The 24,869-nt window shown below is 50.9% G+C and carries 29 protein-coding genes; 14 read left to right on the plus strand and 15 right to left on the minus strand.

Going from position 1 to position 24,869, the window contains the following annotated elements; translation table 11 throughout:
• Positions 1-58: 58 nt before the first annotated feature.
• From AC3WQT_RS24130 to AC3WQT_RS24145, 4 genes are all read right to left on the minus strand, one after another.
• Positions 59-1,363, minus strand: a complete 1,305-nt coding sequence (locus AC3WQT_RS24130; RefSeq protein ID WP_492707818.1) for a Xaa-Pro dipeptidase — start codon at positions 1,361-1,363, stop codon at positions 59-61.
• Positions 1,364-1,459: 96 nt separating this feature from the next.
• Positions 1,460-1,789 carry a DHCW motif cupin fold protein gene (locus tag AC3WQT_RS24135; protein WP_492707820.1) on the minus strand — a complete coding sequence of 110 codons (330 nt, stop codon included), beginning with the start codon at positions 1,787-1,789 and terminating at the stop codon, positions 1,460-1,462.
• 98 nt (positions 1,790-1,887) lie between these two features.
• On the minus strand, positions 1,888-2,529 hold the full coding sequence (locus AC3WQT_RS24140) for a Vat family streptogramin A O-acetyltransferase (RefSeq protein ID WP_492707822.1): 642 nt from the start codon (positions 2,527-2,529) through the stop codon (positions 1,888-1,890).
• A 5-nt stretch (positions 2,530-2,534) separates the two neighbouring features.
• Positions 2,535-3,128: a phosphorylase family protein gene (locus AC3WQT_RS24145; protein ID WP_492707824.1), complete on the minus strand. Its 594-nt coding sequence runs from the start codon at positions 3,126-3,128 to the stop codon at positions 2,535-2,537.
• Positions 3,129-3,452: 324 nt separating this feature from the next.
• Between AC3WQT_RS24145 and AC3WQT_RS24150 the strand changes: the two genes are divergently transcribed.
• Complete coding sequence (locus tag AC3WQT_RS24150; protein WP_492707826.1) at positions 3,453-5,198, plus strand: DUF4214 domain-containing protein; 1,746 nt, start codon at positions 3,453-3,455, stop codon at positions 5,196-5,198.
• A gap of 527 nt (positions 5,199-5,725) precedes the next feature.
• Here the strand turns inward: AC3WQT_RS24150 and AC3WQT_RS24155 are convergent.
• Positions 5,726-6,316 carry an RDD family protein gene (locus AC3WQT_RS24155; RefSeq protein ID WP_492707828.1) on the minus strand — a complete coding sequence of 197 codons (591 nt, stop codon included), beginning with the start codon at positions 6,314-6,316 and terminating at the stop codon, positions 5,726-5,728.
• Positions 6,317-6,997: 681 nt separating this feature from the next.
• On the opposite strand from AC3WQT_RS24155, the gene AC3WQT_RS24160 reads away from it, so the two are divergent.
• Both AC3WQT_RS24160 and AC3WQT_RS24165 read left to right on the plus strand, forming a co-directional pair.
• On the plus strand, positions 6,998-8,950 hold the full coding sequence (locus tag AC3WQT_RS24160) for a methyl-accepting chemotaxis protein (protein ID WP_492707830.1): 1,953 nt from the start codon (positions 6,998-7,000) through the stop codon (positions 8,948-8,950).
• Positions 8,951-9,199: 249 nt separating this feature from the next.
• Entirely contained in the window at positions 9,200-9,508 is a 309-nt protein-coding gene (locus AC3WQT_RS24165) for a hypothetical protein (protein ID WP_492707832.1), read from the plus strand.
• Positions 9,509-9,580: 72 nt separating this feature from the next.
• Here AC3WQT_RS24165 and AC3WQT_RS24170 read toward each other — a convergent pair whose 3' ends face one another.
• The 4 genes from AC3WQT_RS24170 to AC3WQT_RS24185 form a co-directional block, all read right to left on the minus strand.
• A complete protein-coding gene (locus AC3WQT_RS24170; RefSeq protein ID WP_492707834.1) occupies positions 9,581-10,033 on the minus strand; it encodes a hypothetical protein in 453 nt (150 codons plus the stop codon).
• A 75-nt stretch (positions 10,034-10,108) separates the two neighbouring features.
• The gene (locus AC3WQT_RS24175; protein WP_492707836.1) at positions 10,109-10,717 is read right to left on the minus strand and encodes a hypothetical protein; all 609 of its coding nucleotides are present in this window, start codon (positions 10,715-10,717) and stop codon (positions 10,109-10,111) included.
• 5 nt (positions 10,718-10,722) lie between these two features.
• Positions 10,723-11,106, minus strand: a complete 384-nt coding sequence (locus AC3WQT_RS24180) for a lysozyme inhibitor LprI family protein (RefSeq protein ID WP_492707838.1) — start codon at positions 11,104-11,106, stop codon at positions 10,723-10,725.
• A gap of 63 nt (positions 11,107-11,169) precedes the next feature.
• On the minus strand, positions 11,170-11,679 hold the full coding sequence (locus AC3WQT_RS24185; protein ID WP_492707840.1) for an O-acetyl-ADP-ribose deacetylase: 510 nt from the start codon (positions 11,677-11,679) through the stop codon (positions 11,170-11,172).
• A 298-nt stretch (positions 11,680-11,977) separates the two neighbouring features.
• On the opposite strand from AC3WQT_RS24185, the gene AC3WQT_RS24190 reads away from it, so the two are divergent.
• Entirely contained in the window at positions 11,978-13,606 is a 1,629-nt protein-coding gene (locus AC3WQT_RS24190; protein ID WP_492707842.1) for a methyl-accepting chemotaxis protein, read from the plus strand.
• Entirely contained in the window at positions 13,603-14,406 is an 804-nt protein-coding gene (locus tag AC3WQT_RS24195; protein WP_492707844.1) for a substrate-binding periplasmic protein, read from the plus strand. Before AC3WQT_RS24190 ends, AC3WQT_RS24195 begins: the two co-directional genes overlap by 4 nt.
• A gap of 35 nt (positions 14,407-14,441) precedes the next feature.
• Here the strand turns inward: AC3WQT_RS24195 and AC3WQT_RS24200 are convergent, their stop codons facing one another.
• Complete coding sequence (locus tag AC3WQT_RS24200; protein WP_492707846.1) at positions 14,442-14,579, minus strand: NIF family HAD-type phosphatase; 138 nt, start codon at positions 14,577-14,579, stop codon at positions 14,442-14,444.
• A gap of 55 nt (positions 14,580-14,634) precedes the next feature.
• Positions 14,635-15,096 (minus strand): HAD family hydrolase, encoded by a 462-nt coding sequence (locus AC3WQT_RS24205; protein WP_492707848.1) that lies wholly within the window; start codon positions 15,094-15,096, stop codon positions 14,635-14,637.
• Positions 15,097-15,443: 347 nt separating this feature from the next.
• Here AC3WQT_RS24205 and AC3WQT_RS24210 point away from each other — a divergent pair, with 347 nt between their 5' ends.
• The 8 genes from AC3WQT_RS24210 to AC3WQT_RS24245 all read left to right on the plus strand — a co-directional run bounded on the left by AC3WQT_RS24210 (position 15,444) and on the right by AC3WQT_RS24245 (position 21,145).
• The gene (locus AC3WQT_RS24210; RefSeq protein WP_492707850.1) at positions 15,444-16,199 is read left to right on the plus strand and encodes an alpha/beta fold hydrolase; all 756 of its coding nucleotides are present in this window, start codon (positions 15,444-15,446) and stop codon (positions 16,197-16,199) included.
• Between the two features lie 14 nt (positions 16,200-16,213).
• A complete protein-coding gene (locus AC3WQT_RS24215) occupies positions 16,214-16,462 on the plus strand; it encodes a response regulator transcription factor (RefSeq protein ID WP_492707852.1) in 249 nt (82 codons plus the stop codon).
• 176 nt (positions 16,463-16,638) lie between these two features.
• On the plus strand, positions 16,639-17,472 hold the full coding sequence (locus AC3WQT_RS24220; protein WP_492707854.1) for a class I SAM-dependent methyltransferase: 834 nt from the start codon (positions 16,639-16,641) through the stop codon (positions 17,470-17,472).
• A 32-nt stretch (positions 17,473-17,504) separates the two neighbouring features.
• Entirely contained in the window at positions 17,505-17,996 is a 492-nt protein-coding gene (locus AC3WQT_RS24225) for a GNAT family N-acetyltransferase (RefSeq protein ID WP_492707856.1), read from the plus strand.
• A gap of 105 nt (positions 17,997-18,101) precedes the next feature.
• Entirely contained in the window at positions 18,102-19,088 is a 987-nt protein-coding gene (locus AC3WQT_RS24230; RefSeq protein WP_492707858.1) for a chromate resistance protein ChrB domain-containing protein, read from the plus strand.
• 12 nt (positions 19,089-19,100) lie between these two features.
• A complete protein-coding gene (locus AC3WQT_RS24235) occupies positions 19,101-20,300 on the plus strand; it encodes a chromate transporter (RefSeq protein WP_492707860.1) in 1,200 nt (399 codons plus the stop codon).
• A gap of 11 nt (positions 20,301-20,311) precedes the next feature.
• Positions 20,312-20,659, plus strand: a complete 348-nt coding sequence (locus AC3WQT_RS24240) for a rhodanese-like domain-containing protein (protein ID WP_492707861.1) — start codon at positions 20,312-20,314, stop codon at positions 20,657-20,659.
• A gap of 30 nt (positions 20,660-20,689) precedes the next feature.
• Complete coding sequence (locus tag AC3WQT_RS24245) at positions 20,690-21,145, plus strand: chromate resistance protein ChrB domain-containing protein (protein ID WP_492707863.1); 456 nt, start codon at positions 20,690-20,692, stop codon at positions 21,143-21,145.
• 34 nt (positions 21,146-21,179) lie between these two features.
• On the opposite strand, the gene AC3WQT_RS24250 is transcribed toward AC3WQT_RS24245, so the two are convergent.
• On the minus strand, positions 21,180-21,497 hold the full coding sequence (locus tag AC3WQT_RS24250; protein ID WP_492707865.1) for a hypothetical protein: 318 nt from the start codon (positions 21,495-21,497) through the stop codon (positions 21,180-21,182).
• A 417-nt stretch (positions 21,498-21,914) separates the two neighbouring features.
• Between AC3WQT_RS24250 and AC3WQT_RS24255 the strand changes: the two genes are divergently transcribed.
• The gene (locus AC3WQT_RS24255) at positions 21,915-23,417 is read left to right on the plus strand and encodes a DUF4214 domain-containing protein (RefSeq protein ID WP_492707867.1); all 1,503 of its coding nucleotides are present in this window, start codon (positions 21,915-21,917) and stop codon (positions 23,415-23,417) included.
• A 78-nt stretch (positions 23,418-23,495) separates the two neighbouring features.
• Here the strand turns inward: AC3WQT_RS24255 and AC3WQT_RS24260 are convergent, their stop codons facing one another.
• The 3 genes from AC3WQT_RS24260 to AC3WQT_RS24270 are packed head-to-tail and all read right to left on the minus strand — an operon-like array spanning position 23,496 to position 24,865.
• Positions 23,496-23,717, minus strand: coding sequence for a DUF6434 domain-containing protein (locus AC3WQT_RS24260; RefSeq protein ID WP_492707869.1), 222 nt, complete (start codon positions 23,715-23,717; stop codon positions 23,496-23,498).
• A 41-nt stretch (positions 23,718-23,758) separates the two neighbouring features.
• Positions 23,759-24,052, minus strand: a complete 294-nt coding sequence (locus tag AC3WQT_RS24265; RefSeq protein ID WP_492707871.1) for a hypothetical protein — start codon at positions 24,050-24,052, stop codon at positions 23,759-23,761.
• Positions 24,053-24,085: 33 nt separating this feature from the next.
• Entirely contained in the window at positions 24,086-24,865 is a 780-nt protein-coding gene (locus tag AC3WQT_RS24270) for a metallophosphoesterase (RefSeq protein WP_492707873.1), read from the minus strand.
• Between the last annotated feature and the right edge of the window lie 4 nt (positions 24,866-24,869).

Consider the following 24,869-nt stretch of genomic DNA (forward strand, 5'->3'; position numbering starts at 1 on the left):
TTCTCTTCTGTCTTTCTCTGACTCTGTGGTGAGAGGTTTTTCTTAGTAATAACTAATTCTATTTATAAACCTTGCCGCTTTTCATAACGAAATTCACTTTCGTCAGGCTCGTCACATCCGCCAGTGGGTCTGCATCAACGGCGATGATGTCGGCAAACTTGCCGACCTTGATGCTGCCAACTTTTTCTTTCAGTCCCAGCAAATCTGCCGCATTGATGGTGGCTGCCTGTATGGCTTGCATGGGTGTCATGCCATACTTGACCATGTAATAAAATTGCTTTCCATTGTCACCATGCGGATAGACACCAGCGTCTGAGCCAAAGGCCATGCGTGCACCACTTTGCAAGGCAGCACGGAAATTATCGCGCTGCTTCTGGCCTATCTCTTTTTCCTTGGCCAGCGATTCTGGCAAGAAACCGGCTTTTTCACCTTCGCTGAGAATATAGTCGTCATTATAGATGTCCATGACCAGCCATGTGCCATGTTGTTTGGCCAATTTGATGCCTTCTGCATCTATCAGGCTGCTGTGTTCGACGGAATCGACACCTGCACGTATGGCATCGCTGATGCCGCTGGCACCGTGGGCATGGGCGGCAACCTTGCGGCCCAGCTTGTGTGCTTCCTGCACGATGGCTTGCATTTCTTCGAGAGTATATTGCTGTGCGCCCGCGGCGTCACCTTTGGACAATACGCCACCAGTGGCACAAATCTTGATGAGGTCGGCACCGTATTTGGCCATTTCACGCACTTTGCTGCGAGCCGCCCAGGGGCCGTCAGCCACGCCTTTGCCTACATCATTGTATTCAGGTGGGAGCAGATTGTTGTCGCAATGACCACCCTTGATGCCCAGGGCATAGCCGGACGCGAGCATGCGCGGGCCGGGGAAGTCACCATCATTGATGGCGTCACGCAGGGCGATGTCAGCAAAACCTTCAGAACCTACATCGCGCACGGTGGTGAAACCTGCATTCAAAGTATCGCGCGCAGCCCTGACACCGTAGAGTGCACCTCGCACCGTAGATGTGCCAAGAGAGATGTAGCCATGCTGGTGCGGATTGCTGGTCAGGTGGGTATGCGCATCAATCAGGCCAGGCAATACGGTGGACCTGGACAGGTCAATGACTTTGGCCGTTGCCGGGATGGGCGTGCCAGCTATGGCCGTTATCGCAATAATGTGTTCGCCTTCAATGACGATAAGCTGGTCGCGTAATACTTTTCCACTTTCGACATCAAGCAGGCGGCCAGCCTTGATGGCGATGGTTTCTTTGGCGGGGGCTTTATCTTCAGCCTGGGTCGGGCCAGTTGCCAACATCAGGCTGCATAGTATGCTGCTCAATAATACGGGGGCCAGTTTTTTATTCATTGTTGTTCCCTATGGTGTTTTTATAGATGGAATTTATCTTGCAGGCGAATATAACATGCGAGAGTTGAGGCATTAGGCGCAAGGCAGCTCGAGACCCTAGTCGACAATAAACAGCTTCGCCCCGGTCGCTGTTGATGAGCGGTGCGCTTCGGCACCATCAGCAACCTGGTAGCTCATGCCCGCCTTCAAAGTCAGCACGCGGCCATCATCAAGTTCGGTCAGCATTTCGCCTTCCATGCACAGCAGGATATGGCCCTTGCTGCACCAGTGGTCGGCCAGATAACCGGGCGTATATTCGACCATGCGCACACGGATATCACCAAACTTGCAGGTGCGCCAGTATGCTTTGCCGGTAATGCCGGGGTGTTCGGTTTTCTCAACATTGGACCAGTCGGTCGTGCCAAAGGGGATATCTGAAATTTTCATGTAGAGACTTTAAAAAAATAAAATGGAGAGATTAGTCTTTTGATGCATGGAGGCCAGGTTGCTTTGGTCGTTTCTTTGGTGCGATACCTTGAGCGGAATTATTCAGCCAAAGCAATTGCTTTCAATGCCCCGATATCCCCCGCAGTGATAACACTGATATGGCGGCTGATTTTTTCTGCAGGCCAATTCCACCATGCGATTTGTTCAAGGGTATCGACGACATCGTCCGTAAAGCGCCGTCGTATCGGTTTGGCCGGATTGCCACCAACGATGGTATAGGCTGGCACATCGCCGACGACCACAGAGCGTGATGAGATGATGGCACCATTGCCTATCTTCACACCCGGCATGATCAGAGCCTCATAGCCTATCCAGACATCGTTGCCGAGGACGGTGTCACCCTTGTAGGGCAGGGCTTCAAGGTCCATCGGTGTTTTCTCCCAGCCATTGCCAAAAATCTGGAAAGGGTAGGTCGAGATGCCCGCCATATTGTGGTTTGCCCCGTTCATGATGAACCTGACACCACGCGCCATTGCGCAGAACTTGCCTATGATGAGTTTGTCGCCGATGAAGGGGAAGTGATACAGCACATTGCGCTCGAAATCTTCAGCGCCTTCCGGGTCGTCATAATAGGTGTAGTCACCGATAAGGATATTCGGGTTGCTGACTGTATTCCTGATATAGCAAACCTGGGGGAAACCCTGCATCGGGTGCGCGTTTTTTGGGTCTGGTCCGTGCATAAAATTTAGTGTTGGATGTCATCAAGTAGCTGGTGCAGGGCTTTCGTCAAAGCCTTGATCGAACCCTGCATATCCCATTCGTCATTATCGACATTGACGAAATTCGAAATGGCGCGCAATTCCAGGAAAGGCTGGTCTTCCTGCAGGCAGGCGTAGAAGAAGGCCGCACCTTCCATGTTTTCGAGGTCGACGAATTCAGTATTCACGTAGTGCGCCATAGCGGCATTCAGTGACATGCTGCGGGCCCTCGGGAACTCTGTGCCTGCCGGAATGAACGGGCAGGTGAGTGTATGGCGGCGTTCAAATTCCATGTCTATGGGCAGGTGCGCGAGGTGAGTGAAGCCGTCGGGCGTAAAAAAGCCCAGGTCGCCTTCGACTTCACTTTCAACCAGCGCCACGTCGCCTACCTTGAAACTGGAATGCGGATAAGCACCGGCTATGCCCGCCATGATGAGCATATCTGGTTCATATTCATAGATCGCCCTGAGGGTTGCATGGGCGGTCGCGGTAAGCCCGACACCAGAGACGATGGTAATAATACCTTCGCGCTGGAACAGGCTGGCTTCAGTCTGGGTCGGGAAGAGAATGGCTATTTTCATGATGTAGTGCTTTCTGCTGCTAGGCCAGGGCTATGAGCGGATGATTTGTATTTTATCAATGATCGGGGCGTAACCAAATTGAATTGACTGGCTTTTTAGCTGCTGTTGTATGAATTGCGCTGAAATTTTTTGGCATATACTGCATAAATAGGGCATTTTGCGCCTGGTTTCGATCTGGCAATGAGCCTGAGTTTATTCTATCTACAGGATGGGACACTGAAACTTTGAGAAAAGTTGCCGTTAAGTAGTGAACTGTCACAGTCCACCAGGACATGCTTGCTGTTTCCGATATGAACATTTGCTGCAATAAATGCAGGTGCAACGATGGCCAAAACCAATAAAGAATTTGTTACAGGCTTGTTCCAGATACTCTGGGACAGGCAGCCCGATCAGCAGACGGTGGATTTATATGCCTCCCGCCTTGATTCTGGCTTGCTCACGCGGGCCGGGGTTGAATACAGCTTTTTGATCGCGCCGGAATATAGCCCGGTTGCCGAACAGATCGTGCGCCTGTACCTGGCTGCCTTCAACCGCATACCAGATACGGACGGTTTCACCTTCTGGATGGGTGTACACAGGAATGGGGGCAGCAATAGCCAGATCGCGCAGGTGTTTGCCCAGTCCGAAGAGTTTGTCAGCAAATATGGCGCAAACTTGTCAAATAGCCAGTTCCTTGACCTGATTTATCAAAATGTACTTGGCCGTAGTGCCGATGCGGCAGGCCGTGATTACTGGGTAGGACAAATGACCAACGGCATGGCCCGTGGCGAGATCGTCAACCAGTTTGCGCAGTCACAAGAGTTTAAGATTGCGGCCTCGACCAAGGTCTACGCCAGTGTGGTGTACACGACCTTGATAGGCCGCATGCCTACTGCGGCTGAAGCGGCTGCCGCCCCCACCAATGTCGAGCAACTGGTCTTGAAAGTGGCACAGGCGTCTGAAGTAACGCCTACCATAGGCAGTATCAGTTATTCAGCACCGGCCTTCGTCGAACAGCAACTCAATGATGGCAGCATGACCAGTAGCATTGTGTTGACACTGACCGGCGATACCTTCAAGGGCAATGTCGGCGCTGCGCTGGGCAAATTGACCAATGTGCCTACCGGTCTGACGGGTACTCTGGTCAAAACCACGGATACAACGGCTACCCTGACCCTGAGTGGCAAGGCCACGGCCAATGCCAGTATCAATAACATCGCCAACCTGACTGTCACGCTGGACAACACTTCCTTTACCGGTGGCAAGGTTGCCAATATCATCAATGCCATCAAGACTGATCTGCAGATCAATTACATCGATATCCCGCTCAATGAAACCAATCATTTACTGAGCGGCAAAGGTGCATTGACCACGCCCCTGGTTGTTGACTTGAATCTGGATGTGCTGACACTGGACAGCAAACCCCTGGCTTTGCTGAGCGGCGACATCAAGCAGGTGGATTATGTTGACCTGAGTTTGATCGCCGCCGCCGCGACTACGGGAACAAGCACTGGTACATCTGGCACCAAGGTGACCGTGACCACTACCATCAAGGGCGATGAAGCCAATAATTTGCTGGTAGGGTCGAATTACGCGAACTTTTTCACCGGTGGTGGCGGGCACGACACCATGCAGGGCGGTACTGCTGTGGACACCTACACATTCGGCATTACCCCGGTTGCCAATGGTGTTGATACCATCACCAATTTCACCATAGGCAAGGGTGGTGATGTATTGAACTTCTCCGCCTTCCTGAACAAGACCGGCACCACCAAAATCGCCGCCGTCAACGCTGCGGCGACCACGCCCAAAGCCTGGGCAAATGGTGATGTCCTGGCGGTACAGGGCAACGCCCTGGATACCACAAAAATTGCCGCCCTGTTCGGCACAGGCAAAGCCTTCACCGGCCCCACCGTCGCCAGCAAGATGGTCATCATCACCGCCGACATCATAGGTGACGCCAGCGTCTGGTATGTGATTAATCAACTCGATGTCAACAACATTACGCCGGATGAAATCGTGCTGGTGGGCGTGTTGAAGAACGTCAATAACCTGAGTCTGGTTGGGTTTGATGCGACGAATTTTTTGTGATGATTTCGCGTTGCAGTTGATAGACTGTGGGCTTAGAAATTTGAACTAAGGTCGCAGTGACGCTGGGGTTGCAGTTGTTTTTGACGTCCGCAGTTCCGATGTGTCGATGCCTTTGATGCGAGGCAGAAAATGGATGAAGAAATACCCGTGTTTGAGCGAAGCGAGTTTCGGGGATTTCCCATTTTTTGACTTGCAGCAAAGGGAACCCTCTTTAGGGGGCAGCGATGCCTCGGTCGCCTTTTTTCGCTTACCTTTTTTGGCGAAGCAAAAAAGGTGAGTAGCTGCCGGGCTACCCCCGGCTGGCAATCTTAAATGACGTGTGCAGGTATTAAGAATCAGGGTGTTAAAAACAGAAAAAATCTGAAATTAATTAATGCGATGGTATTTTACGAGCGTCGCCGGATTCCAGCCAAAAGCACGCAGGAATGACGTTAATAAAGGTGAACGTTAATCGTGAGTTCGTAAACCAGGTTAGGCAAAGTTGTATTTCAGCATAATACCTTGACACAGCCTCAATATCGAAAACCCTATTCCTTCACCACCTTAGTCCCCGCCACCATATCCCCCAACCGCAACTGCTTGCGCCCCAGTGCAAACACCCAGTCCACTACCGTCAACACAAGCACATTACGCAAAAAGGATTGCGTCAGATTGCAGGGATGTTCAGTCTCATGATGAACCACGCGGATATGCATGACGCGCTTGCCCAGGCTTTGGCCGTCAAAGCCGTCCTTGAACAACTGATACAACAGCCACAAAATCAAAACTACCCGGTTGGTTTGCTTGAACAGATTGGGCATGGTGACGGTGATCAATAAACCCAGCATTGCCAGCAGTAATGCAACACCGACTGTATCGATGACCTGGGCGATGAAACGTTTTGACAGACCAGCGAGTTTTTCATCATCAGCATTTTGCTGGTCAGCAATCTTCAGGTGTTGCTGGCGTTGCGCCCTGAAGGCGTTGATATCAACGCCGCGTACAGAGAGTATCGATTCAACGGCGGCATATTCATGCTCAGCCAGATCTGGCTTGATGCCCAGGGCGAGCAAATCCCCCGTCTCTTTTGACGCATAACTGTCTTGCAATGGTCTTTGTAAAGCATTTAATGCATTCATTTTTGCAATTCAAAGTCAAAGGTAGAGGATTGCTTGATTCAGCATAGCGTATTCATCAGGCAATTTTTGGCGAAATTGTTGCAACATATTACAGAGATAGAGGGGCAGACTTGCTCCTGCATCAGCAATATGCGTCTGTGGTATTACCGGACTTTGGGTTGAAAACTGCTGGCTTGTTCGTGCCGCATTTCAGCTTCTGATCGTTTTTATATCCGGTAATACATGACAAAACATGGCCAAAGTAGCCAGTGAGGAATTGAAGATACCAGCACAATGGCAGAAAATCAAAACTGCAGACTGGCTTGCAACTGTTTGTGTGATACCCATAATGCAACATGTAATGCCACTTGTTGCATTGCGGCAGCAATTGTCGTCATTAAAAAATGTCTCGTCACATAGTGCAAAACTGCATGACGAGGGTTTGCATCAGTGTCATCGCGGTCAGTGATATTGGTCTGCAGCAACGTCGTCAAATTGCAACTGAAATAGAAATTATTATCTCTGGGGACATTGTTTTAGCCTTACCTTGCAATATCTCAACATGATTCCTGAAAATATAAATCAGGGACGCCTTCAGTACTTCATCTGGTTTGCTAAATTATCAAGTGACAAAATCAGTGCTATCCTGCAAGAGCTGTTGCTACAGAATATTCCGTCCGACTTTTGTATTGGAGAACCGGTATGTTTTTTTCGTCGCTGCGCAGAAAGCTCATCAGCATTTGTGTATCCATCGTAGTCATCGCCATGCTGGCCATGGTGGTGGCAAATTTCTTTACTACGCGCTCGCGTACCATGGATGCACTCAACAGCCAATTATTGCAACTGTCTGAAAGCCATGCGACAGCCATTACCGAATGGGTCAAATCCAAGCAGGCTGCCGTTGCCTCGCTAAAGCTGGCAGCAGAATTACCAGAACCGCTGGGGGCACTCAAGGCAGGTGAACAGGCCGGTGTGTTTGACATGGCCTATATCGGGTTTGCAGACAAACGTGCAGTCTTTTCGCAAGACCGCAAACGGGCTGCTGACTATGACCCGACTGCACGGCCCTGGTATATCAAGGCCAGCGAAGTTGGCGGGCCGATTATCACCGCCCCCTATATCGGTGCCAGCACAGGCAAACTGGTAGTCACCTTTGCCGACCCTATAGGCGGCAAGGGTAGCGTCAAGGCCGTGGCTGCTGCTGATGTCATGCTGGACGTGGTGACCAGCAATGTCGCATCGATCAAACCTACCCCTGCCAGTTTTGCGTTCTTGCTGGATGGCAGTGGCAAGATCATCGCTCATCCCAATGAGAAACTGACACTGAAACCGCTGAGCGAGCTTGATGCCAGTCTGACGACACAGGTATTGAACGCGACAGAAGCCTCTAAGACCAGTAGTACCATCCATCTCAACGGGCGCGAGGGCATGTTGTTCGTCACAAAAATTGCCGGTACTGACTGGTTGCTGGCTACCGTGCTTGACAGGGCAGAGGCGACCCAGGCATTGACGGCTATGCTGACCGCGTCCGCAGTCACAGCCATCATCGTGGTTGCACTGGCTGCCCTGATACTGACAGCACTGGTAGCACAAGCTTTGAAAAAATTGGAACTGGTGCGTGACGCCATGGCCGATATCGCTACCGGTGAGGGTGACCTGACCCGCCGCCTGGCTGCCGACGGCACGGATGAACTGGCACAAATCAGCGGGGCCTTTAACCGCTTTGTCGACAAGATCGCTGCAGTGCTGATCGACATACGCGCCACCAGTGGCTCGGTCAGGCTGGCATCTGGCGAGATTGCGGCGGGCAATGCAGACTTGTCTGCCCGCACTGAAAGCCAGGCCAGCTCCCTCGAAGAAACCGCATCATCGATGGAAGAGCTGACTTCTACCGTCAGGCAAAATGCCGACAATGCGCGTCAAGCCAATCAACTGGCGGCCTCTGCTGCCAATGTAGCAGGCAAGGGTGGTGATGTGGTCTCGCAAGTGGTGACCACCATGGTGTCGATCAAGGACAGCTCGCGCAAGATTGTGGACATCATCAGCGTCATCGATGGCATCGCCTTCCAGACCAATATCCTGGCATTGAATGCTGCAGTAGAAGCGGCCCGCGCTGGTGAACAAGGGCGCGGTTTTGCCGTAGTGGCATCCGAGGTGCGTAACCTGGCGCAACGCTCAGCTACGGCTGCCAAAGAAATCAAGACCCTTATTGATGATTCTGTCGTCAAGGTCGATTCAGGTGCGCGCCTGGTCGATGAAGCAGGCCACACCATGGGCGAGATTGTCACCTCGGTCAAACAGGTGGCCGACATCATGAGCGAGATTACTGCCGCCAGCCAGGAACAAAGCTCAGGTATAGAAGAAGTCAACCGCGCCGTCACCCAGATGGATGAAATGACGCAGCAAAATGCCGCATTGGTGGAAGAAGCCGCTGCCGCAGCCGAGAGCCTGCAGGAACAGGCTGAACATCTTTCGCAAATTATCAGCATGTTCAAGCTTGATGATGCCCAGGCAGCCATCGGTAAACCACAGGCTAGCCCGCCAAGGGTAGCGCCCGTACCAAAAACTGTGCCCAGGCCAGTATCAAAGCCTGCTCCAAGGGTAACTGCGCCCAAGGCAGCCAGCAAGGCAGATGAGGAGTGGGATGAATTTTAGGCGTCTATACTGAGCAGCAAAATTGTGTGCTGGCATGGCCTCGCCGTTGAGATTGTCAGTGAATGCAGAATTGAACAGATAAGCAGGAAAAGTGTTCAGCCTGCCGTTTGGATGATAGCAGCAAGGGGCCAGCGCGAGTGCCGTGCACGAGCAGACAAGTAAAGTGGGAATGTATAATTGCCGGCAAGCAGGAAAACTGATCTTGCCAAACAACGAACACATGGTACGCGCCATATAGCCAATTCAAATATGTTCAAACGCCATCTTTGCCCGCAATGCCGCGCCGACTTGCAGTTGACTCCGCCCTCGTTGACCAGACATCGCTGGTATAAACTGGTCAGGCGGGTGAGCTATGACTGCCCATCTTGCCAAGCCGGGCTGGAACGCCGCTTCAGCGAGATTGATATGGGTTTTGCCACAGCATTTTCCGTGGGCACGGCCGGTGCCCTGTGGGGGCCGGGCAGGCCCTTCCTGCTGGTGGTTGTGCTGGCTTTGGGTCTGAGGTTGATTGCAGGGCGTCTTTGCTCTGTGTACGTACTCGCTAAAAAGCAGGACTAGCACAATCTGTTGTGCTACCTGCCTGTATCAAGTCAGGCCGGTGCGTGTAGTCAGTGAATTTATGCCCTGCTGCTATTTGCTACTATTGGCTGGTGGTGATCCGGCAGACGCGCATAGCTCCCTGCGTATCTTCAGGGCCATTGCACCTGCACCCCTGCCAGTGCCGCGGTTGTGTTCGCCAACATTTGTTGGCGCAGTTACATCTAGCCAGCTGTAAATGGAATTGATAATCTGGTATTGGTGGTCAGTTTCGATTTCAAACTTGATGAATTTTTCTTCCTGGCTCAGTAATGTGCCCATCAGTGTGTCAGGTATCCCCGGTACATCAAGGCCAAGTTCAATGATGATGCTATTGTCCCAGTCTATGCCGCGGGCAAGCCCGGCATCATGCAAAGCCTTGGGAAGTGAGTGTGCGCGCCAGTAAATGGCTTCTGTCCTCAGGCCATATTCGCTTAAACGATTTTGTTCCTGGACATTGCGCTGTCTTTTTTTTCTTAGCCTTAAAATATCAGTGGGTGTATCCATGTTGTTCATTTCTGATCCGGTTTGATTTTTCTTATAGATATTGCCTTTGTTTGCGTATGTGGGGTGTACAGGGTTCTATGGACTACCCCAGAAAATCAAGCATTCTTTGACATGCCACTTGCATCCCGCTTCTTCAATGGTGTCAGCCAATTTTTGCAATTCTTCGCCGCGCACATGCTCGCCTACCAGGTGTTCATTTTTTCCAGACAATATCTGCTTGAGCTGCATGACAGTTAAGGAAGGTGGAAATAATGGTTTTAGTACGGAGAGTGTTCTGGCAGTGATATGGTCCGGGCTATTGACAAAGACATCGACAAAAGGGTCACCGTGCTTGTATGAGAAAGACGGCAGTTCAACACATCCTGGCATGGAAAAATTGAATTCGTAGATATAGGGCAGGTACGCTGGTGCTATGGCAATGCCAGTATGTGTGATCGTGGCTTTCAATGTTATGTCTCCCTTGAGGGAAACGGATGTACCTACTAAGCACGGAAAAAGTTGCTCTTCCAGTGGGTGAAGTGCTGCACGGCTGACGAGAATTCCTCGCTGCCAATTGTCAGGCCGGGTCGCTGCTTCATCTTCATACAAGCATACAAAATGACTTGAAATAACAAGATGGCCGGATATTTCTATCGGGTGACGATATTGCTCATAGCTGAGTTGCAGGACTTCGCTGACACGCATGACGTTTAATTCTTTTCGAATTCTTCCAATTCTTCTATGCGCCTTTTTGCACGTGCCTGCATGCAACTGATGTGCATGACATTGCGTATGGTGCCACCTATATTCTTTTGATAGACGGCATCGCAATCCGCCTCACGGAACTTGATCCAGGCGCGCTGGGCATTGACGAAAGATTTTTTCATGTCAGCGAAATTGCCGTCAGACGCATAGTCTTTTTCCATGCCTTTGAGTACACGCTGATACACCTGGTTCAGTTTCGCTTCCACTTTTTGTTGCTCTATCGAAGCGCATTCATTGATTTCCATGGTGTTGGATGCTTTGTTGCAATCAATGGCATGGGCGAAGCTGCTGGCGCAGGCCAGGGTGATGAAGCTGAGGAGTAAGCGCATGATGAAACCTTTCGTCAAGGGGGAGGTTCAAGGTCGGATTATAGTCTGGATTTAGTCTGGACTTTATGAATGTAACACCGCCTCATACACTGCCAGGTCCTCATCCGAAAAACAGCAAAAAGTCACTTCTTCAATAGAAGAACCCGACTCTGAACCAAATGCCCTGACCGTGTTGATTGCGACCCGCGCTGCCAGTTCTATGGGATAGCCATAAATCCCCGTGCTGATGCTGGGGAAGGCAATGCTGCGCAATTGTCTGGCCGCAGCCAGGTCCAGACTGTGACGATAGCAGGATGCCAGCAAGGCTGGCTCGCCCTGGTGGCCGTCGCGCCAGACCGGGCCTACGGTGTGAATGATGTGGGCGGCAGGCAAGCGATAGCCTTTGGTGATTTTTGCCTGACCAGTCTTGCAGCCACCCAACAAGCGGCATTCATGGACCAGGTCTGGTCCTGCAGCTCTGTGTATGGCGCCATCTACGCCACCACCTCCCAGCAAGGATGAATTGGCGGCATTGACGATGGCATCGACTTGCAGCTTGGTGATGTCGGCACGAATGGTGAGTATCTGTGGCATGGATGTGATAGGTGAATCGAAAATAAGTATAAAAATAGCATGAATGTGCAGTGCTGGTATCAAGCTGTTTCCTCTATGTGAGGGGCTAAGCTATGTCATTTTAATGGTATTTTGCAATCGTTGACTTGCAAAAAAGCAATTGCCTAATATGCTTGAAAGAAGTAAAACAATGAAATCCTGCTTTTCCTGATATGACATCTTTGGGAAATAAGCAAGGACGGGGTAAATGCCATGTAACGTATCGGTGCAAACTCCGGCTCTGCAGTGCCTTACTATAAAAATATCCAGGAGACAGGCAATGAAAATTCAAAATCTGAATATAGGGATACGTCTCGCCATGGGCTTTGGCCTGGTCATGTTGCTGGCGACGATTTCATCCGGGATAGGTTTATGGCGCTTGCAAGAAGTCGCTGACAGCACCCGTTCCATGATGCAGGAGCCGCTCAAAAAAGAGCGCATGACCGAAGAATGGTACCGGATTACCGTGGCCGGACTGAAACGCACATTGGCAATAGTAAAGAGCAGTGATGAATCGCTGGCAGAATATTTTACTAACGACGCCAAGGTATCTACTGCACGGAACAATGAAATTCAAAAATACATGGAAGAGCATATCGCCTTCCCTGAAGAGAAAAAACTGCTCGACAACATCATCGCTGTGCGCAAGCAGTATATTGCCTTGCGTGATCAGATCACCAAGCTGAAAAAAGATGGTCAGGCGGATGAAGCCGCAAAGCTGTTTGAAAAATTCATGCCTGTGTCAGATGCGTATCAAAAGAGTGAACTTGATTTTCTTGAATTCCAAAAAAAGGATGTGGATGATCTCAGTCAGGAAGTCGACACCATCGCCAGGAACAGTTTCATGCTGATCAGTGCGTTGATCATCTTGTTTATTATCCTGGGTAGCGCCTGTGCCTGGGTTTTGACCATAGGCATTACCCGGCCCATGCGCAATGCCTTGTCACTGGCACGCAGTGTAGCTGATGGTGATCTGACGACGAATATCGATGTCAAATCAACTGACGAAACCGGCCAGTTGATGCAGGCATTGAAGGACATGAATAATGGTTTGGAGAAAATTGTCAGTGAAGTGCGTAACAGCACAGACACCATCGTTGGTGCATCCACTGATATTGCCAATGGCAACATGGATTTATCTGCCCGCACCGAAAGCCAGGCAGGCTCGTTGGAAGAAACCGCTTCTTCCATGGAGGAGCTGACCAGTACCATGAAGCAGAATTCACAAAATGCCCGCGATGCCAATCAATTGGCGCATGCAGCATCTGATTCTGCCGTCAAAGGTGGGACGGTGGTGTCTCAGGTAGTGGTTACCATGGGGGCTATCAGTGATTCATCAAAGAAAATCGTCGATATCATCGCCGTCATTGATGGCATTGCGTTTCAAACCAATATCCTGGCCTTGAATGCGGCGGTGGAAGCTGCGCGGGCAGGTGAGCAGGGCAGGGGCTTTGCCGTCGTGGCTTCAGAAGTGCGCAACCTGGCGCAAAGATCAGCCAGTGCAGCGAAGGAAATCAAGGCCCTGATTTCTGATTCGGTCGAAAAAGTGGACGAGGGTGCACGCCTGGTGGACCAGGCAGGCGTGACCATGTCTGAGATAGTCGATAGTGTGGCAAAAGTGACGACCATCATGAATGAAATCAATGATGCCAGCAAAGAACAGTCTGCAGGCATAGACCAGATCAACAATGCCATCATACAAATGGATGGTGTCACCCAGCAAAATGCAGCTTTGGTAGAAGAGGCCGCCGCAGCGGCAAAAAGCCTGCAGGACCAGGCCAGCAATTTGTCGAATGTGGTCAGTATTTTTAAAGTGCAGCAGCAGTTCACTCAGGCTAACCCTGGTAGTTACGCACCGACACCAGGCAAGATGAGAAAAACCGACAAGAGGCTAGCATATAGGCCATGAACAGGCCTCTGAAATTATGCAATTTCCGGGTGCTGCTACAAGGCGTATTAATGTCCTTGTCGATGACACTCATGCTGCCCGCCTGTGCTGGTACGGAGATACATACTGCTGCCCAGGAAGCTTCTGAACCCAAGTACATCGCTATCGTCAATCCGCAAGGCAAGGCCGCAGTGGGCGGCATGTGTGTGGACATCATGCGTGCCATGGAAAAAGCTGACCCTGAGCTGCAATTTGTTGGTGATCAGATATGGCAACCGCGTGCCCGTATTGATGCCGGTCTCAAGGCGGGCAATATTGATGTCATCTGCGGTGTGCAACGCATAGCCCGCAATACCTCACAATATCAGTTTGCTGCAACGCCGCTGTTTTCTGTCAACTACCTGCTGGCCGTGCGGGCTGATGACCACATTGCCATAGAAGATTGGGACGACATACGCAAGCTGGGCAATGAAGGCATCATACTGGCCCTGCGCGGCTTTGGCATTGTCGATATCCTGACGCAAATGGGTGGCCTGAAGCTTGATGATACCGCTACATCTTCCATCTCCAATTTGAAGAAACTGCTGGCAGGGCGCGGACGTTTCTACTGTCACCGCTCACCCGGCATAGGCCTGGCGATACAGCAGGCTGGCCTGGAAGACAAGATCAGGCTCTTAAGCAAACCGCAACTGACAGAAAAATTCTACATGGGCATGGCAAAAACCATGCATCCTGATCTGGTCAAAAAAATAGGTGCGACGCTGGCTTTGCTAGAGAAAAATGGAGAATTAAAAAGAATATTCGAGCGCTATCAGGAGTAGTGTTTACCAGCTCCTTGAGCTGGTAAGTACATAATCTATTTGCTGGTTGCGGTTCTCAATTTGAATGTCTTTACGATGTCCAGCAAGGCCCTGTCTTTCTGGTCACCAAGATAGGGCGTAATCACCACATGGTTTCTTGGCTGCCTGGCGATTTTTTCTGGCGAATCATCCACTATCGTAATCTGGTCCAGCGTATATCCCTGACCCTGAATTTTTCTTAGAACCTGTTTACGATCTGTAGCGAGCGAGCGTCAGCGGGGTGAAGAGCAGCGCAAAAAGCGGAATGTACTTATAGTACATGAGCATTTTGAGCAGCACATGAGCCCCGATCACGCTCGCGCAGTAAGATCGCAAACAGGTTCTTAAATCCTTGATGTAGACATAGTTATTGCTTTTGATGTCCACCCTTTGCACACAACGCTCGACAGACCAGGAAAACTTGACAGGGTAACGAGCACCAAAGACCTGCGCAACTACTGCATCTACGTATTCTCTTGATGACGACGACCATACTGCCAGATCATAATCTGCTGCCAGTTCTTCCAGCGTTTCTGCCAAAAAAGGACGCTGATACACAAAATAAGGTGGGAATGCAAATGCGGAGGTGTGGCCCAAATCTGTCATGCTTGCATGGACTAATGTTTCATCGAGATCGAAAACGATAAGCTGGCGTTGTTTGTTCAATTTCATATTTATCTTATGCCGCCTTTTGCAGATGCTGTTACCAACCCTTGACTATTACTACAGCATGATAGACCTGGCGATGGGGCCCGGCAAGCAGACAAGCTATCGTTGAGGACGACTGATAAAGAAAAACTGGTGCTATTCTGTTTCGCCGTCCTTGACGAAATGAGTTCAAATAAAAAATATGATAAATTGCGCTGCACTTGATGAAGTGCAGGCGCTGGCCACGCTTTAAGCTGATATGTCGATGCCAGCCTGGTGTTGCGTAATAAAGAAGGTGGATATTTTTGTTGAATAGCAAATCTCAAATTCGTTTTTGTAAAAGTCGGGACGGTACGACAATTGCTTTTTCTGTGACGGGAACAGGCCCACCATTGCTGTGGCTGACACTTCACTACACCGACAATGACTTGATTTCTCCCGGTCCTGCCAGCAAGCACTGGATGGATACGCTATCAACATTTTTTACCATCGTCAAATTCGACATGCGCGGATGCGGGCTTTCAGAACGCCAGCCCGGTAGCATGACTTTGGATGATTGGGTGGCAGATATCGAAGCCGTTGTGGATGCTGCAGGGCTGGAGCAATTTGCCATGATGACGGTTTGCACAGGTTCTTATGCTGCGATTGAATATGCTGCCCGCCATTCTGGGCGGCTGACGCATCTGGTGATCTATGGCGGCTCGGTGCGCGGGCGCTTGCGGCGTGAATTGAGTGTGGCACAGCGTGAAGATGCGCTGTCTGCCTTGCAGGTATATGAATCTGGACTGGATGGGCGCAGCGAATTTGCGGCCACTTTTCGCCAGGTTTTTACAGTCCAGTTTCTTCCTGATGCGACGCCAGAACAATTGGCGGTAATTGATGCCATCCTCAATGAACGCATGACTGGTGCGATTGCAGCACAAAGCGTGAGGGAATTTTATGGGCTGGATTTAAGTGAGCGAGCGCAATTGATACGTGTGCCAACTCTGGTTTTGCATGCGCTGCATGACGTACTGTATCCGCTATCGGAGGGGATGAAGCTGGCTGCACTCATACCAGCAGCGCGTTTTTACCCGTTACATCGAATAATAATATGGTGCTGGAAGACGAGCCTGCATGGCTTTTAGTGCGTGAAACGGTGTTGACATTTCTTGACGTTGATCAGGGGAAAAATTTACGCAATGAGACTGGCACTTTGACGGTGCGGCAATGTGAAGTACTGCGGCATGTCGCCAATGGAAAAGCCGATAAGGAGATCGCACGAGTATTGTCACTCAGCCCGCGCACCATAGAAATGCATGTGGCAGGTGCCTTGAAGGCAATGGGTTGCAAGACACGCGCCGAAGCAGTTCATCATGCTGTCCAAAAGGGGCTGTTACTGCCTGAATGAGACCGTACCAATTACGGTAAGGACTACCGTAATCCTGGGTACTACATACCGTAATACGCACACTATGCATGGAGTAGGGCCAGCCCTACACTGGCAACTCAATTTTTGCGACGCTGTGATTGTACGAGAGCGTAGCAAATTTTGTTGATGCCCATGCCTCTTATTCGGATTCATTCATGAAAAATTATCCAGAAAATTATCCGGAAAGTTACCCATTAAGCAGTAGTGAAAGAGAGCGCCACCGTCTGAAAATGCAGGCGCAAGCGCTGGTTCCTTTAAGTGAAAGAATGTTGGGCGGAGCTGGTATTGCACATGGCACGCAAATTCTCGAACTGGGTTGTGGCAGTGGGGAAATGACCTTGCTGCTGGCCGCTGCAGTTGGCTCCACTGGTAGTGTTGTAGCGATGGATAGCGACCCTGCGCAGATTGAGGCGACGAAAGAAAAGATTGCGGATGCAGGTTTTTGTAATGTCGACTTTGTCTTGTCTGACCTGAACGACTTTGTACCTGAACAGGTATTTGATGCCATTGTCGGGCGCTACTTCCTGCTCTACATCGCTGATCCTGAAGGTGCGCTGGCGCGCATGGTCCGGTGGGTAAAACCTGGTGGTGCACTGGCTTTCCTGGAAATGGATTTTTACCGGGGTGTGCGTAGCAGTATCTGGCCCCCAGTTGCTGCTGAGACAAATAGCGCCATTGAATTCATTGCCGATGTCATGCTGGATGCGGGCATCAATCCCCACATGGGAGTGAGGTTGCCAAGCATGCTGGCGCATTATGGAACAGTGCATGCCGAAACCGCCGCGCCGCTTCAGTTTGGTGCCAGCTCAATTGAACTTCCTTTGGAGGCAGTCAGATCTGTCATTCCTATGGCCAGGAAGCTGGGACGTAGTGACGCTTACCGGTATGACGTCGATGCCCTGATCGCTGCTGAACTGCAGGGGAGGGATTGCCGCACCGTGACCATGCCGCCGTTGTCTGTTGCTGCCTGGGTGCGTACCAGGTCTTGAACGAATTTTTAATATCTATATGGGGGAGAGAATTGAATAAAACATCAAAACCGGATATGCGCATTGAATACCTGGCAGACCATGCTGCATTGATCCCGGTGATTGCTACGTGGCTGCAATCAGAGTTTGGATATCTGGCACCGTCTGTCACGATGGAGCAAAGGGTTGCCCGCTTGCAGCAATCATTACAAAAAGGGGAATTGCCCATGACTTTGCTTGCCTTGTCTTCAGATGATCAGATTGCTGGTGTTGCCAGCATCCTCACGACTACCCTCACGCACAAGCATTTGACGCCCTGGTTGTCTACCGTATTTGTCCCGGCTGAATTGCGGGGACAGGGCATCGCCTCGGCACTATCTCTGCGTGCTGTGGAAGAGGCACGTGCCATGGGCTTTGATCATTTGCATTTGTTCACACCACACAATGAGTCGCTTTATGCACGTCTCGGCTGGCAGTTTATCGAGAAGGCCAGATTGGGCGATATGCCCGTTGCTGTCATGTCCAGGGCCACGGATATTGCCTGATGGTACAAATTGCAGATTTAAATGATTTGATTGCATTTTTAATAATATAAGTAAATATCTCTACAAAATTTGTAATAACTAATATTATTGTATAGAATGTGTTTCATGAGAACACAAACTATCACTACTGATCCTGCTGCTTGCTGGTTATTGCTGGTGCTGAGCCTGCCCACGAATAGCGCAACGGGGCGTATGCGTATCTGGCGCAATCTCAAGGCCCTGGGTTGTGGTTCCCTGCGTGACGGAGCTTATCTCTTGCCCTTTGGCGACCTGCAGCAGCAAGCACTGCAGGATTTGTCTGAAGAAACTTTGCGTGAAGGTGGCAGCGCCTGGTTATTGCATGTCTGGGCGCAAACTGAGGATGAAAACCTGGCCTTCCAGGCCCTGTTTGACCGTAGTGGCGAATATGCAGCCTGGCTGCAAACCCTGGCAGATACACGCCCCGGTTTGAGCAATTTAAAGCCGCAAGAAATTACCAAGCTCTTGCGCAAGATGCGTCGAGAATATGAGGCTTTCAAAAGCATAGATTACTTCCCCGGTGATGGCAGTAACACGCTTGAAGCGGCATGGATGGATTTCATGCATGCGGCAGAGAGTCTGTTATCAGTCGGTGAACCGCAGGCTGTGCAGGCGGCTATCAAGACATTGGCAATCGATGACTACCAGGGCCGTACCTGGGCTACCCGCCAGCACCTGTGGGTGGACAGGGTGGCCAGTGCCTGGTTGATACGTCGCTTCATCGACAAGCGGGCGCGCTTTGCCTGGCTGGAGTCCGTTACTGATTGTCCGCCAGATGCGCTGGGTTTTGATTTTGATGGCGCGGCATTTACCCACATCGGCGAGCGTGTCAGTTTCGAGGTCTTGCTGGCCAGTTTTGATCTGGAGGGCGACCGTGGCTTGCAACGTCTGGGTGCCATGGTGCATGTGCTGGATGTGGGTAACGGCTTTGTGCCCGAGGCCAGCGGCTTTGAAGCCATGCTGGCCGGCGCCAGACCAAACGCCCGTGATGACGATGATTTGCTGGACAAGATGAGCGTGGTGCTGGATGCCCTCTACCAGCATTTTTCTCAAGTGCAGCCAAGTACAACATAAAAGGTGCCAGCCATGAGCCAGAGCCAGCCTGATCCCAATCCTGCCATCATCGAGAACGCACCAGTTTATACGCTGTGGCAAATGGTACTTTACATGCTGCGCCTGGGTGCGCTGGGCTTTGGTGGCCCGGTGGCGCTGGTGGGTTATATGCAGCGCGACCTGGTTGAGCAGCGTGGCTGGATTTCGCCAGCAGATTACAAGGAAGGCCTGGCACTGGCGCAACTGGCCCCGGGCCCCCTGGCGGCTCAGCTTGGCATCTATATGGGCTATGTACATTACCGCATCTGGGGTGCAACGCTGGCAGGCATTGCCTTTGTGTTGCCCTCCTTCATGATGGTGGTGTTACTGGGCTGGGCTTATGTCAGTTATGGCGGCCTGGCCTGGATGCAGGCAGTGTTTTATGGCGTCGGTGCTGCAGTGGTTGGCATCATCGTCATGAGCACCAAAAAGCTCACGCAAAAAAGCATAGGCAAGGACAAGCTGTTGTGGGCCATTTATCTCTTGCTGGCAGCACTGACCTTTATTACCGAGACAGAAATCGCCTGGCTGTTTATCGCCGCTGGCGTACTGGTCTGGCTGTTGCGTGCGCCACCGGCATGGCTGGGGCGCGGCAAACTGCATAGCCTGACGCTGCTGCAGTTGCCTGTGATAGGCAGCATGTTGACGACGCAGGACGCATCGCTGTTGACGCAGATCGCCATCTTCTTTACCAAGGCCGGTGCCTTTGTATTTGGCTCTGGCCTGGCGATTGTGCCTTTCCTGTACGGTGGCGTGGTGACTGAGCATCACTGGCTGACGGACAAGCAGTTTGTCGATGCGGTCGCGGTTGCCATGATCACGCCAGGACCAGTGGTCATCACGGTGGGTTTTATCGGCTATCTGGTAGCCGGCCTGCCGGGCGCGACGGTGGCCGCACTGGCGACATTTTTGCCCTGCTATCTGTTCACCGTCATCCCTGCACCTTATTTTAAAAAATATGGCAAGTTGCCCGGCGTGATTGCTTTTGTTGATGGCATTACAGCCGCAGCCATAGGGGCGATTGCCGGTTCTGTGCTGGTGATTGCCAGACGCTCGATATTGGATGTGCCGACGGCAGCCATTGCCCTGGTCAGTATCTTCTTGTTGTGGAAGTTCAAGAAATTGCAGGAACCTGTCATCGTTGCGGCCGCAGCGGTTCTGGGCTTGGTCATTTACCCCTTGCTTCACTCTTAAAGGAGTCAAAAATGGAACAAACGGAACAAACAAGGCAAACCGTCAGCGTTGCCGAATTCATGCGCGAGCTAAGCAGTGCCAATCCACCAGCGGTCATCGATGTGCGCAAACGCCCAGCCTTTGAAGCTGACACCCTGCAAGTCGTTGGTGCAGTCTGGCTGGATCCTGAAAAAGTGACTAGCTGGGCACCGGCACTGACACAGCAACAGAATGTCGTCGTGTACTGCATCAAGGGACATGAGGTTGGCATCAACTGCGCCAGCGCATTGAACGAAGCGGGTATTGCTGCACGATATCTGGAAGGCGGGCTGGAAGCCTATAAACAGGCAGGCGGCATGCTTGCCAGGCGGACTGCATAGAAGTAGTTTTGAGGTTGAGGGAGAACAATCATGCAATGGATTACACGTGAACGACCCAAGATAGACCGCATTGCCTGTCCCTGGCTGATCATGCATTTCATCGACAGGGATGCAGAATTTTTATATGTGGCTAATACCGATGTCTTGCGCATTGCGACAGAAACCGGTGCCATACCTTATGACATACCTGGTGTGGAATTAAGCCATGTCGGCGACTTGTGCAGCTTTGATGCCTTCCTGAAGAAATACGCACTCGCTGATCCTGCCTTGCAAACCCTGGCGACTATTATCCGTGGAGCAGACACCGGCAAGCTGGATTTGACGGCGCAATCGGCGGGTCTGTATGCCTTGTCGCTGGGCTTGTCAAAAACTTTTGCAGATGATCACGTCTTGCTTAGCCACGGCATGGTGATGTATGACGCGCTGTATGCGTGGTGCCAGCATTGTCAGGCAGAAGCGCATCAATGGCCATCGGTGATGAACTGAAGCAGGAGTTAGCTGCGGCGTCCTTTGCGGGTGGTCACTTCACCTGGCTGGACGCCGGGCTTTTTTCGAACTGGGCATTGCCCACATACTTGAGATACTTGACGTTGCCCTTGGCGTCTGCCATCTGGTAATACTCACCTATATGCAGGGTGGGTAATTCGTCATTCAGGGCCAGCATTTTTTCTGTCGTCACATAATGCACGCTGCCATTCTTGGCATCCAGCCGGTAGACCTTGCCATCTGGCGTTGTCAGGAGTTGGTAACGTGTACCTGACCAGCCACCATCGCAGGCAGGTAGGGCAAACAAGGCAAACAAGATCATGATGACGGAGAGAATGCGGGTCTGCTTCATGCGTACTCCTGAATTATTTTGTCATGGGCGGTCTTTGATTTCTGCAGTTTGTTGTGCAGTTTGGCATGTGATTGAAATCGCAATAATGGAATATAAGACAATATTATTCAATTGGCAATTTATTTTTCTATATTCTTGCTTGCATCTCCGATTCAGCTAGCTTGCTTGTGGAAAATAAATACTGATTTACAGGCGCGCAGGAAAGCGGGCAGGCAGGTGTTTCATTGACAGCAGATGCAGTAGAAAGAATGGGTTTTGCGCAGGGTTTTTATAGAGCGTAGATTAAATTGCCAGATTAAAAATAACTCTGTAGCATTCGGCGGCCATAATGTTGATGCAAATGGCAACAACGCCAAAATTTTACATCACAGTTTTTTATCTCACAGCTTTTATCCCCTTTCTACAGAATCTACCTTCATGGCAAACATCAATATCAAACTGTCCCAAACCGTTGTTACCACCAATTATCAGCAACTCATCAAGTCACCTCCTACCAATGGCACGCTGGGTACTTTATTCGATGTGTTTCCCAAGCTGGGTGCAAGCTGGGCAAGGGACCATCAGTATTATTCCTCTTTTGACTTTACAGGCAGCAGGGTGGTTTTTGGTTTTCCTGACGGTGCAAGCACGACTTATAACGGTGTGATCCTGGCTAATCCCAATGCGCTTTCAGGTACCGGTACGGCGACGAATCTGCAGATATATGGCAATGGTCTTTTATCGATCAACCAAACTGGCAGATTTGATTTTGATTACACAAATACCCCTGTCAGCGGCGGCGGTTACTCTGTCAACATCAAGCCGACCACAACACTGCTTAATTCCATGTCGGTTTCTACCCTGACCCCTAGTTATAGTCCCAACTATGATACGGTAACGGGCAATGTGACGATCAACGTGCAGGGGGCTATCCGGGGTGATACCAGTGGCAATAGTACCGGCACCGTCAGCAAAATCACTGCAAGTGCAGACAAGTTCATCAGTTCTGCGACACTGGATGGCAGTTTTAATCTGTCTTCCAATTCCACCACGGTGGCTCAGGGCCTGACCAAGTCTGTCGTTACCGGGACCATGACTTCTTCTGTGACCGAATACCGTGACGGTAGCTTCAACCGCATCACTGGCGTTTCCATGAATGTAGCTGCCAACCAGCAGATAGATGAAAAACTGCTGGCCGATGAATCCCTGTTTGGAGGGGCAGATGTTATTAGCGTCGATTTACCTGCCACCATGTATTCCGATTACCTGATCGCTTCAGGTGCAGGTGCTGACCTGATCACCGTCAATGGCGGCGGTGGCCGTTTGCATGTCAATGCTGGCAGTGGCAATGACGCCATTAATGTTGGCACTGGCAACCATAATATCGATGGCGGCACGGGCATGGACACGGTCATCATGGCAGGAAATGCCAGCAATTTTGCGATTACCCCGGTTGGCGCGGCATTCCAGTTACGCGTCAAATCCAATGGTGATATTGATAGTCTGTTCAACGTCGAACGTCTGCAATTTTCTGACAAGAGCATCGCGCTGGACGTCAGTGGCACAGCAGGCCAGGCATATCGTCTGTACCAGGCAGCATTTGGCCGCAAGCCTGATCTGGAAGGACTGGGTTACTGGATTAAAGATATGGACAAGGGATCCAGCCTGACGACCGTGGCGGCAGGTTTCTTTCAGTCTGCTGAATTTCAAAAACTGTATGGTGCCAATCCATCGACCACCACGCTGATCACCAACTTCTACCAGAACGTCTTGCACCGTGCGCCAGACCAGGCCGGTTTCGATTACTGGAATAATCAGTTAAGCAAAGGCCAGATCACAGCGGCCGGTGCACTCGCCAGTTTCTGTGAAAGTGCCGAGAACCAGGCGCAGGTCATAGGCACGATACAAAACGGCATAGAATTCAAGCTGTGGCTGGGTTGAGTTTGCTAGCGTCTTAAAAGTTTGATTTTCCGGTCTGTATTGCGCTCATTGCTGGGTGAAATACAGACCAGGAAAACTCTAAGCTTGCTTCGCATCCGCATACCGCCTTTGCCATTCATCCGCCACATCGCCCATGGTCTTGTGATCACCATTGATGATCCATGCCACGAAGCCACGGTCGAGCTTGCATTCGGTACCGCATTCTGCGCTTAAAAAACGCCTGACGTTTTGGGTGTTTTTGTACTCTTTATCGACGACGGTAGCGCGTGATATTTCAAGGCTGTGCCAATCTGTTTTCATGCTTTATTCCTTTTGATGTAGCGTTCAATTCTTCATGAGTTCTACTGATTCCGTTCCTCATTTTCTCCCAACCGTCGTGGCACTACTTCCTTTCCTGCACTTTCAAGAAACTGCATGTGACCTGCAGCATCACGTGACCTGATCCATAGATGAAAGAAAATACCGGCAAGTAAAAAAATGATGCCGCACAGGTAGTAGAGCGCGAGCATATATCCAAAACCACCATCAAACTGCAATGCCGGAAAAAACAGTGGCAGCACGAAGCAACAGAGGCCGAGAACATACAACAACATGGCCGTTATGGAGATCGCTGTTTTTTTCAATGGACTAGACATATGAAGAATTTCGGGCATCGTTTATATGGTCGTTCATAAACTCACGACCAGATCCGGATCAAATTCCTCATTCTCCATCCTGCCATTATGCAAAGGGTAGCCGCAAGGATTGCAGATGACGCGGCATTTTCCTAGTTGGTAATCAAAGCTTTCGTGCATGTGACCGTGTATCCACAGATCAGCTTTATGTGCCAGTGCGTCGAGTTCAGAAGCAAAGGCGGCGGATAGCAAGTCATCTGCATAACGTGATGATACTGACTGTATCGATGGAGCCATATGACTGACGACGACAGTGCGACCCTGGAAGGGGGTATCCAGCCGTTTGTTGAGCCAGGATTTTTGCCTGGCATGAATGAGGGCCGTATCATCAGCGGCGAGTTTGCGGTAGCCTTGTTCAGCCAGGGTAATGCGTTGGTAGTCGGGCATCAGGTCTGCTGCTTCTGTCATGGCGAAGTAGCGTTGTTCTGCGCCGAACAGACAGAAATCCGTCCATAAGGTTGCACCCAGAAAGCGTATGTCACCCATCTGGTATTCACGGGCATTGAGGAAATGCACATTCTCCGTAGCCTCGCAGGCACTGGCAACATCGGCCTGCATTTCTTCCAGATTTTTGCCATAGGCTTCATGATTGCCATGCACATATAGCACCGGGATGCCAGCAAACTGTTGCGCGGCCCAGGCGACAGCCTTGCTGCCGGTATGGATATCGCCAGCCAGCACAACCACATCAGGCTGGCTGATGGCTGGATCACTCTGTGGTGCAGTATCACCCCAGGCTTCAAGGTGCAAGTCGGACAGGATTTGTATGCGCATGGGA

The sequence above is a fragment of the Undibacterium sp. FW305-107 genome (assembly GCF_058788535.1).

Bases quoted from the DNA above. Each gene is read 5' to 3' on its own strand.
- AC3WQT_RS24130 (WP_492707818.1), bottom strand. From the start codon at position 1,363: ATGAATAAAAAACTGGCCCCCGTATTATTGAGCAGCATACTATGCAGC.
- AC3WQT_RS24135 (WP_492707820.1), bottom strand. From the start codon at position 1,789: ATGAAAATTTCAGATATCCCCTTTGGCACGACCGACTGGTCCAATGTT.
- AC3WQT_RS24140 (WP_492707822.1), bottom strand. From the start codon at position 2,529: ATGCACGGACCAGACCCAAAAAACGCGCACCCGATGCAGGGTTTCCCC.
- AC3WQT_RS24145 (WP_492707824.1), bottom strand. From the start codon at position 3,128: ATGAAAATAGCCATTCTCTTCCCGACCCAGACTGAAGCCAGCCTGTTC.
- AC3WQT_RS24150 (WP_492707826.1), top strand. From the start codon at position 3,453: ATGGCCAAAACCAATAAAGAATTTGTTACAGGCTTGTTCCAGATACTC.
- AC3WQT_RS24155 (WP_492707828.1), bottom strand. From the start codon at position 6,316: ATGAATGCATTAAATGCTTTACAAAGACCATTGCAAGACAGTTATGCG.
- AC3WQT_RS24160 (WP_492707830.1), top strand. From the start codon at position 6,998: ATGTTTTTTTCGTCGCTGCGCAGAAAGCTCATCAGCATTTGTGTATCC.
- AC3WQT_RS24165 (WP_492707832.1), top strand. From the start codon at position 9,200: ATGTTCAAACGCCATCTTTGCCCGCAATGCCGCGCCGACTTGCAGTTG.
- AC3WQT_RS24170 (WP_492707834.1), bottom strand. From the start codon at position 10,033: ATGGATACACCCACTGATATTTTAAGGCTAAGAAAAAAAAGACAGCGC.
- AC3WQT_RS24175 (WP_492707836.1), bottom strand. From the start codon at position 10,717: ATGCGTGTCAGCGAAGTCCTGCAACTCAGCTATGAGCAATATCGTCAC.
- AC3WQT_RS24180 (WP_492707838.1), bottom strand. From the start codon at position 11,106: ATGCGCTTACTCCTCAGCTTCATCACCCTGGCCTGCGCCAGCAGCTTC.
- AC3WQT_RS24185 (WP_492707840.1), bottom strand. From the start codon at position 11,679: ATGCCACAGATACTCACCATTCGTGCCGACATCACCAAGCTGCAAGTC.
- AC3WQT_RS24190 (WP_492707842.1), top strand. From the start codon at position 11,978: ATGAAAATTCAAAATCTGAATATAGGGATACGTCTCGCCATGGGCTTT.
- AC3WQT_RS24195 (WP_492707844.1), top strand. From the start codon at position 13,603: ATGAACAGGCCTCTGAAATTATGCAATTTCCGGGTGCTGCTACAAGGC.
- AC3WQT_RS24205 (WP_492707848.1), bottom strand. From the start codon at position 15,096: ATGAAATTGAACAAACAACGCCAGCTTATCGTTTTCGATCTCGATGAA.
- AC3WQT_RS24220 (WP_492707854.1), top strand. From the start codon at position 16,639: ATGAAAAATTATCCAGAAAATTATCCGGAAAGTTACCCATTAAGCAGT.
- AC3WQT_RS24230 (WP_492707858.1), top strand. From the start codon at position 18,102: ATGAGAACACAAACTATCACTACTGATCCTGCTGCTTGCTGGTTATTG.
- AC3WQT_RS24235 (WP_492707860.1), top strand. From the start codon at position 19,101: ATGAGCCAGAGCCAGCCTGATCCCAATCCTGCCATCATCGAGAACGCA.
- AC3WQT_RS24240 (WP_492707861.1), top strand. From the start codon at position 20,312: ATGGAACAAACGGAACAAACAAGGCAAACCGTCAGCGTTGCCGAATTC.
- AC3WQT_RS24245 (WP_492707863.1), top strand. From the start codon at position 20,690: ATGCAATGGATTACACGTGAACGACCCAAGATAGACCGCATTGCCTGT.
- AC3WQT_RS24250 (WP_492707865.1), bottom strand. From the start codon at position 21,497: ATGAAGCAGACCCGCATTCTCTCCGTCATCATGATCTTGTTTGCCTTG.
- AC3WQT_RS24255 (WP_492707867.1), top strand. From the start codon at position 21,915: ATGGCAAACATCAATATCAAACTGTCCCAAACCGTTGTTACCACCAAT.
- AC3WQT_RS24260 (WP_492707869.1), bottom strand. From the start codon at position 23,717: ATGAAAACAGATTGGCACAGCCTTGAAATATCACGCGCTACCGTCGTC.
- AC3WQT_RS24265 (WP_492707871.1), bottom strand. From the start codon at position 24,052: ATGTCTAGTCCATTGAAAAAAACAGCGATCTCCATAACGGCCATGTTG.
- AC3WQT_RS24270 (WP_492707873.1), bottom strand. From the start codon at position 24,865: ATGCGCATACAAATCCTGTCCGACTTGCACCTTGAAGCCTGGGGTGAT.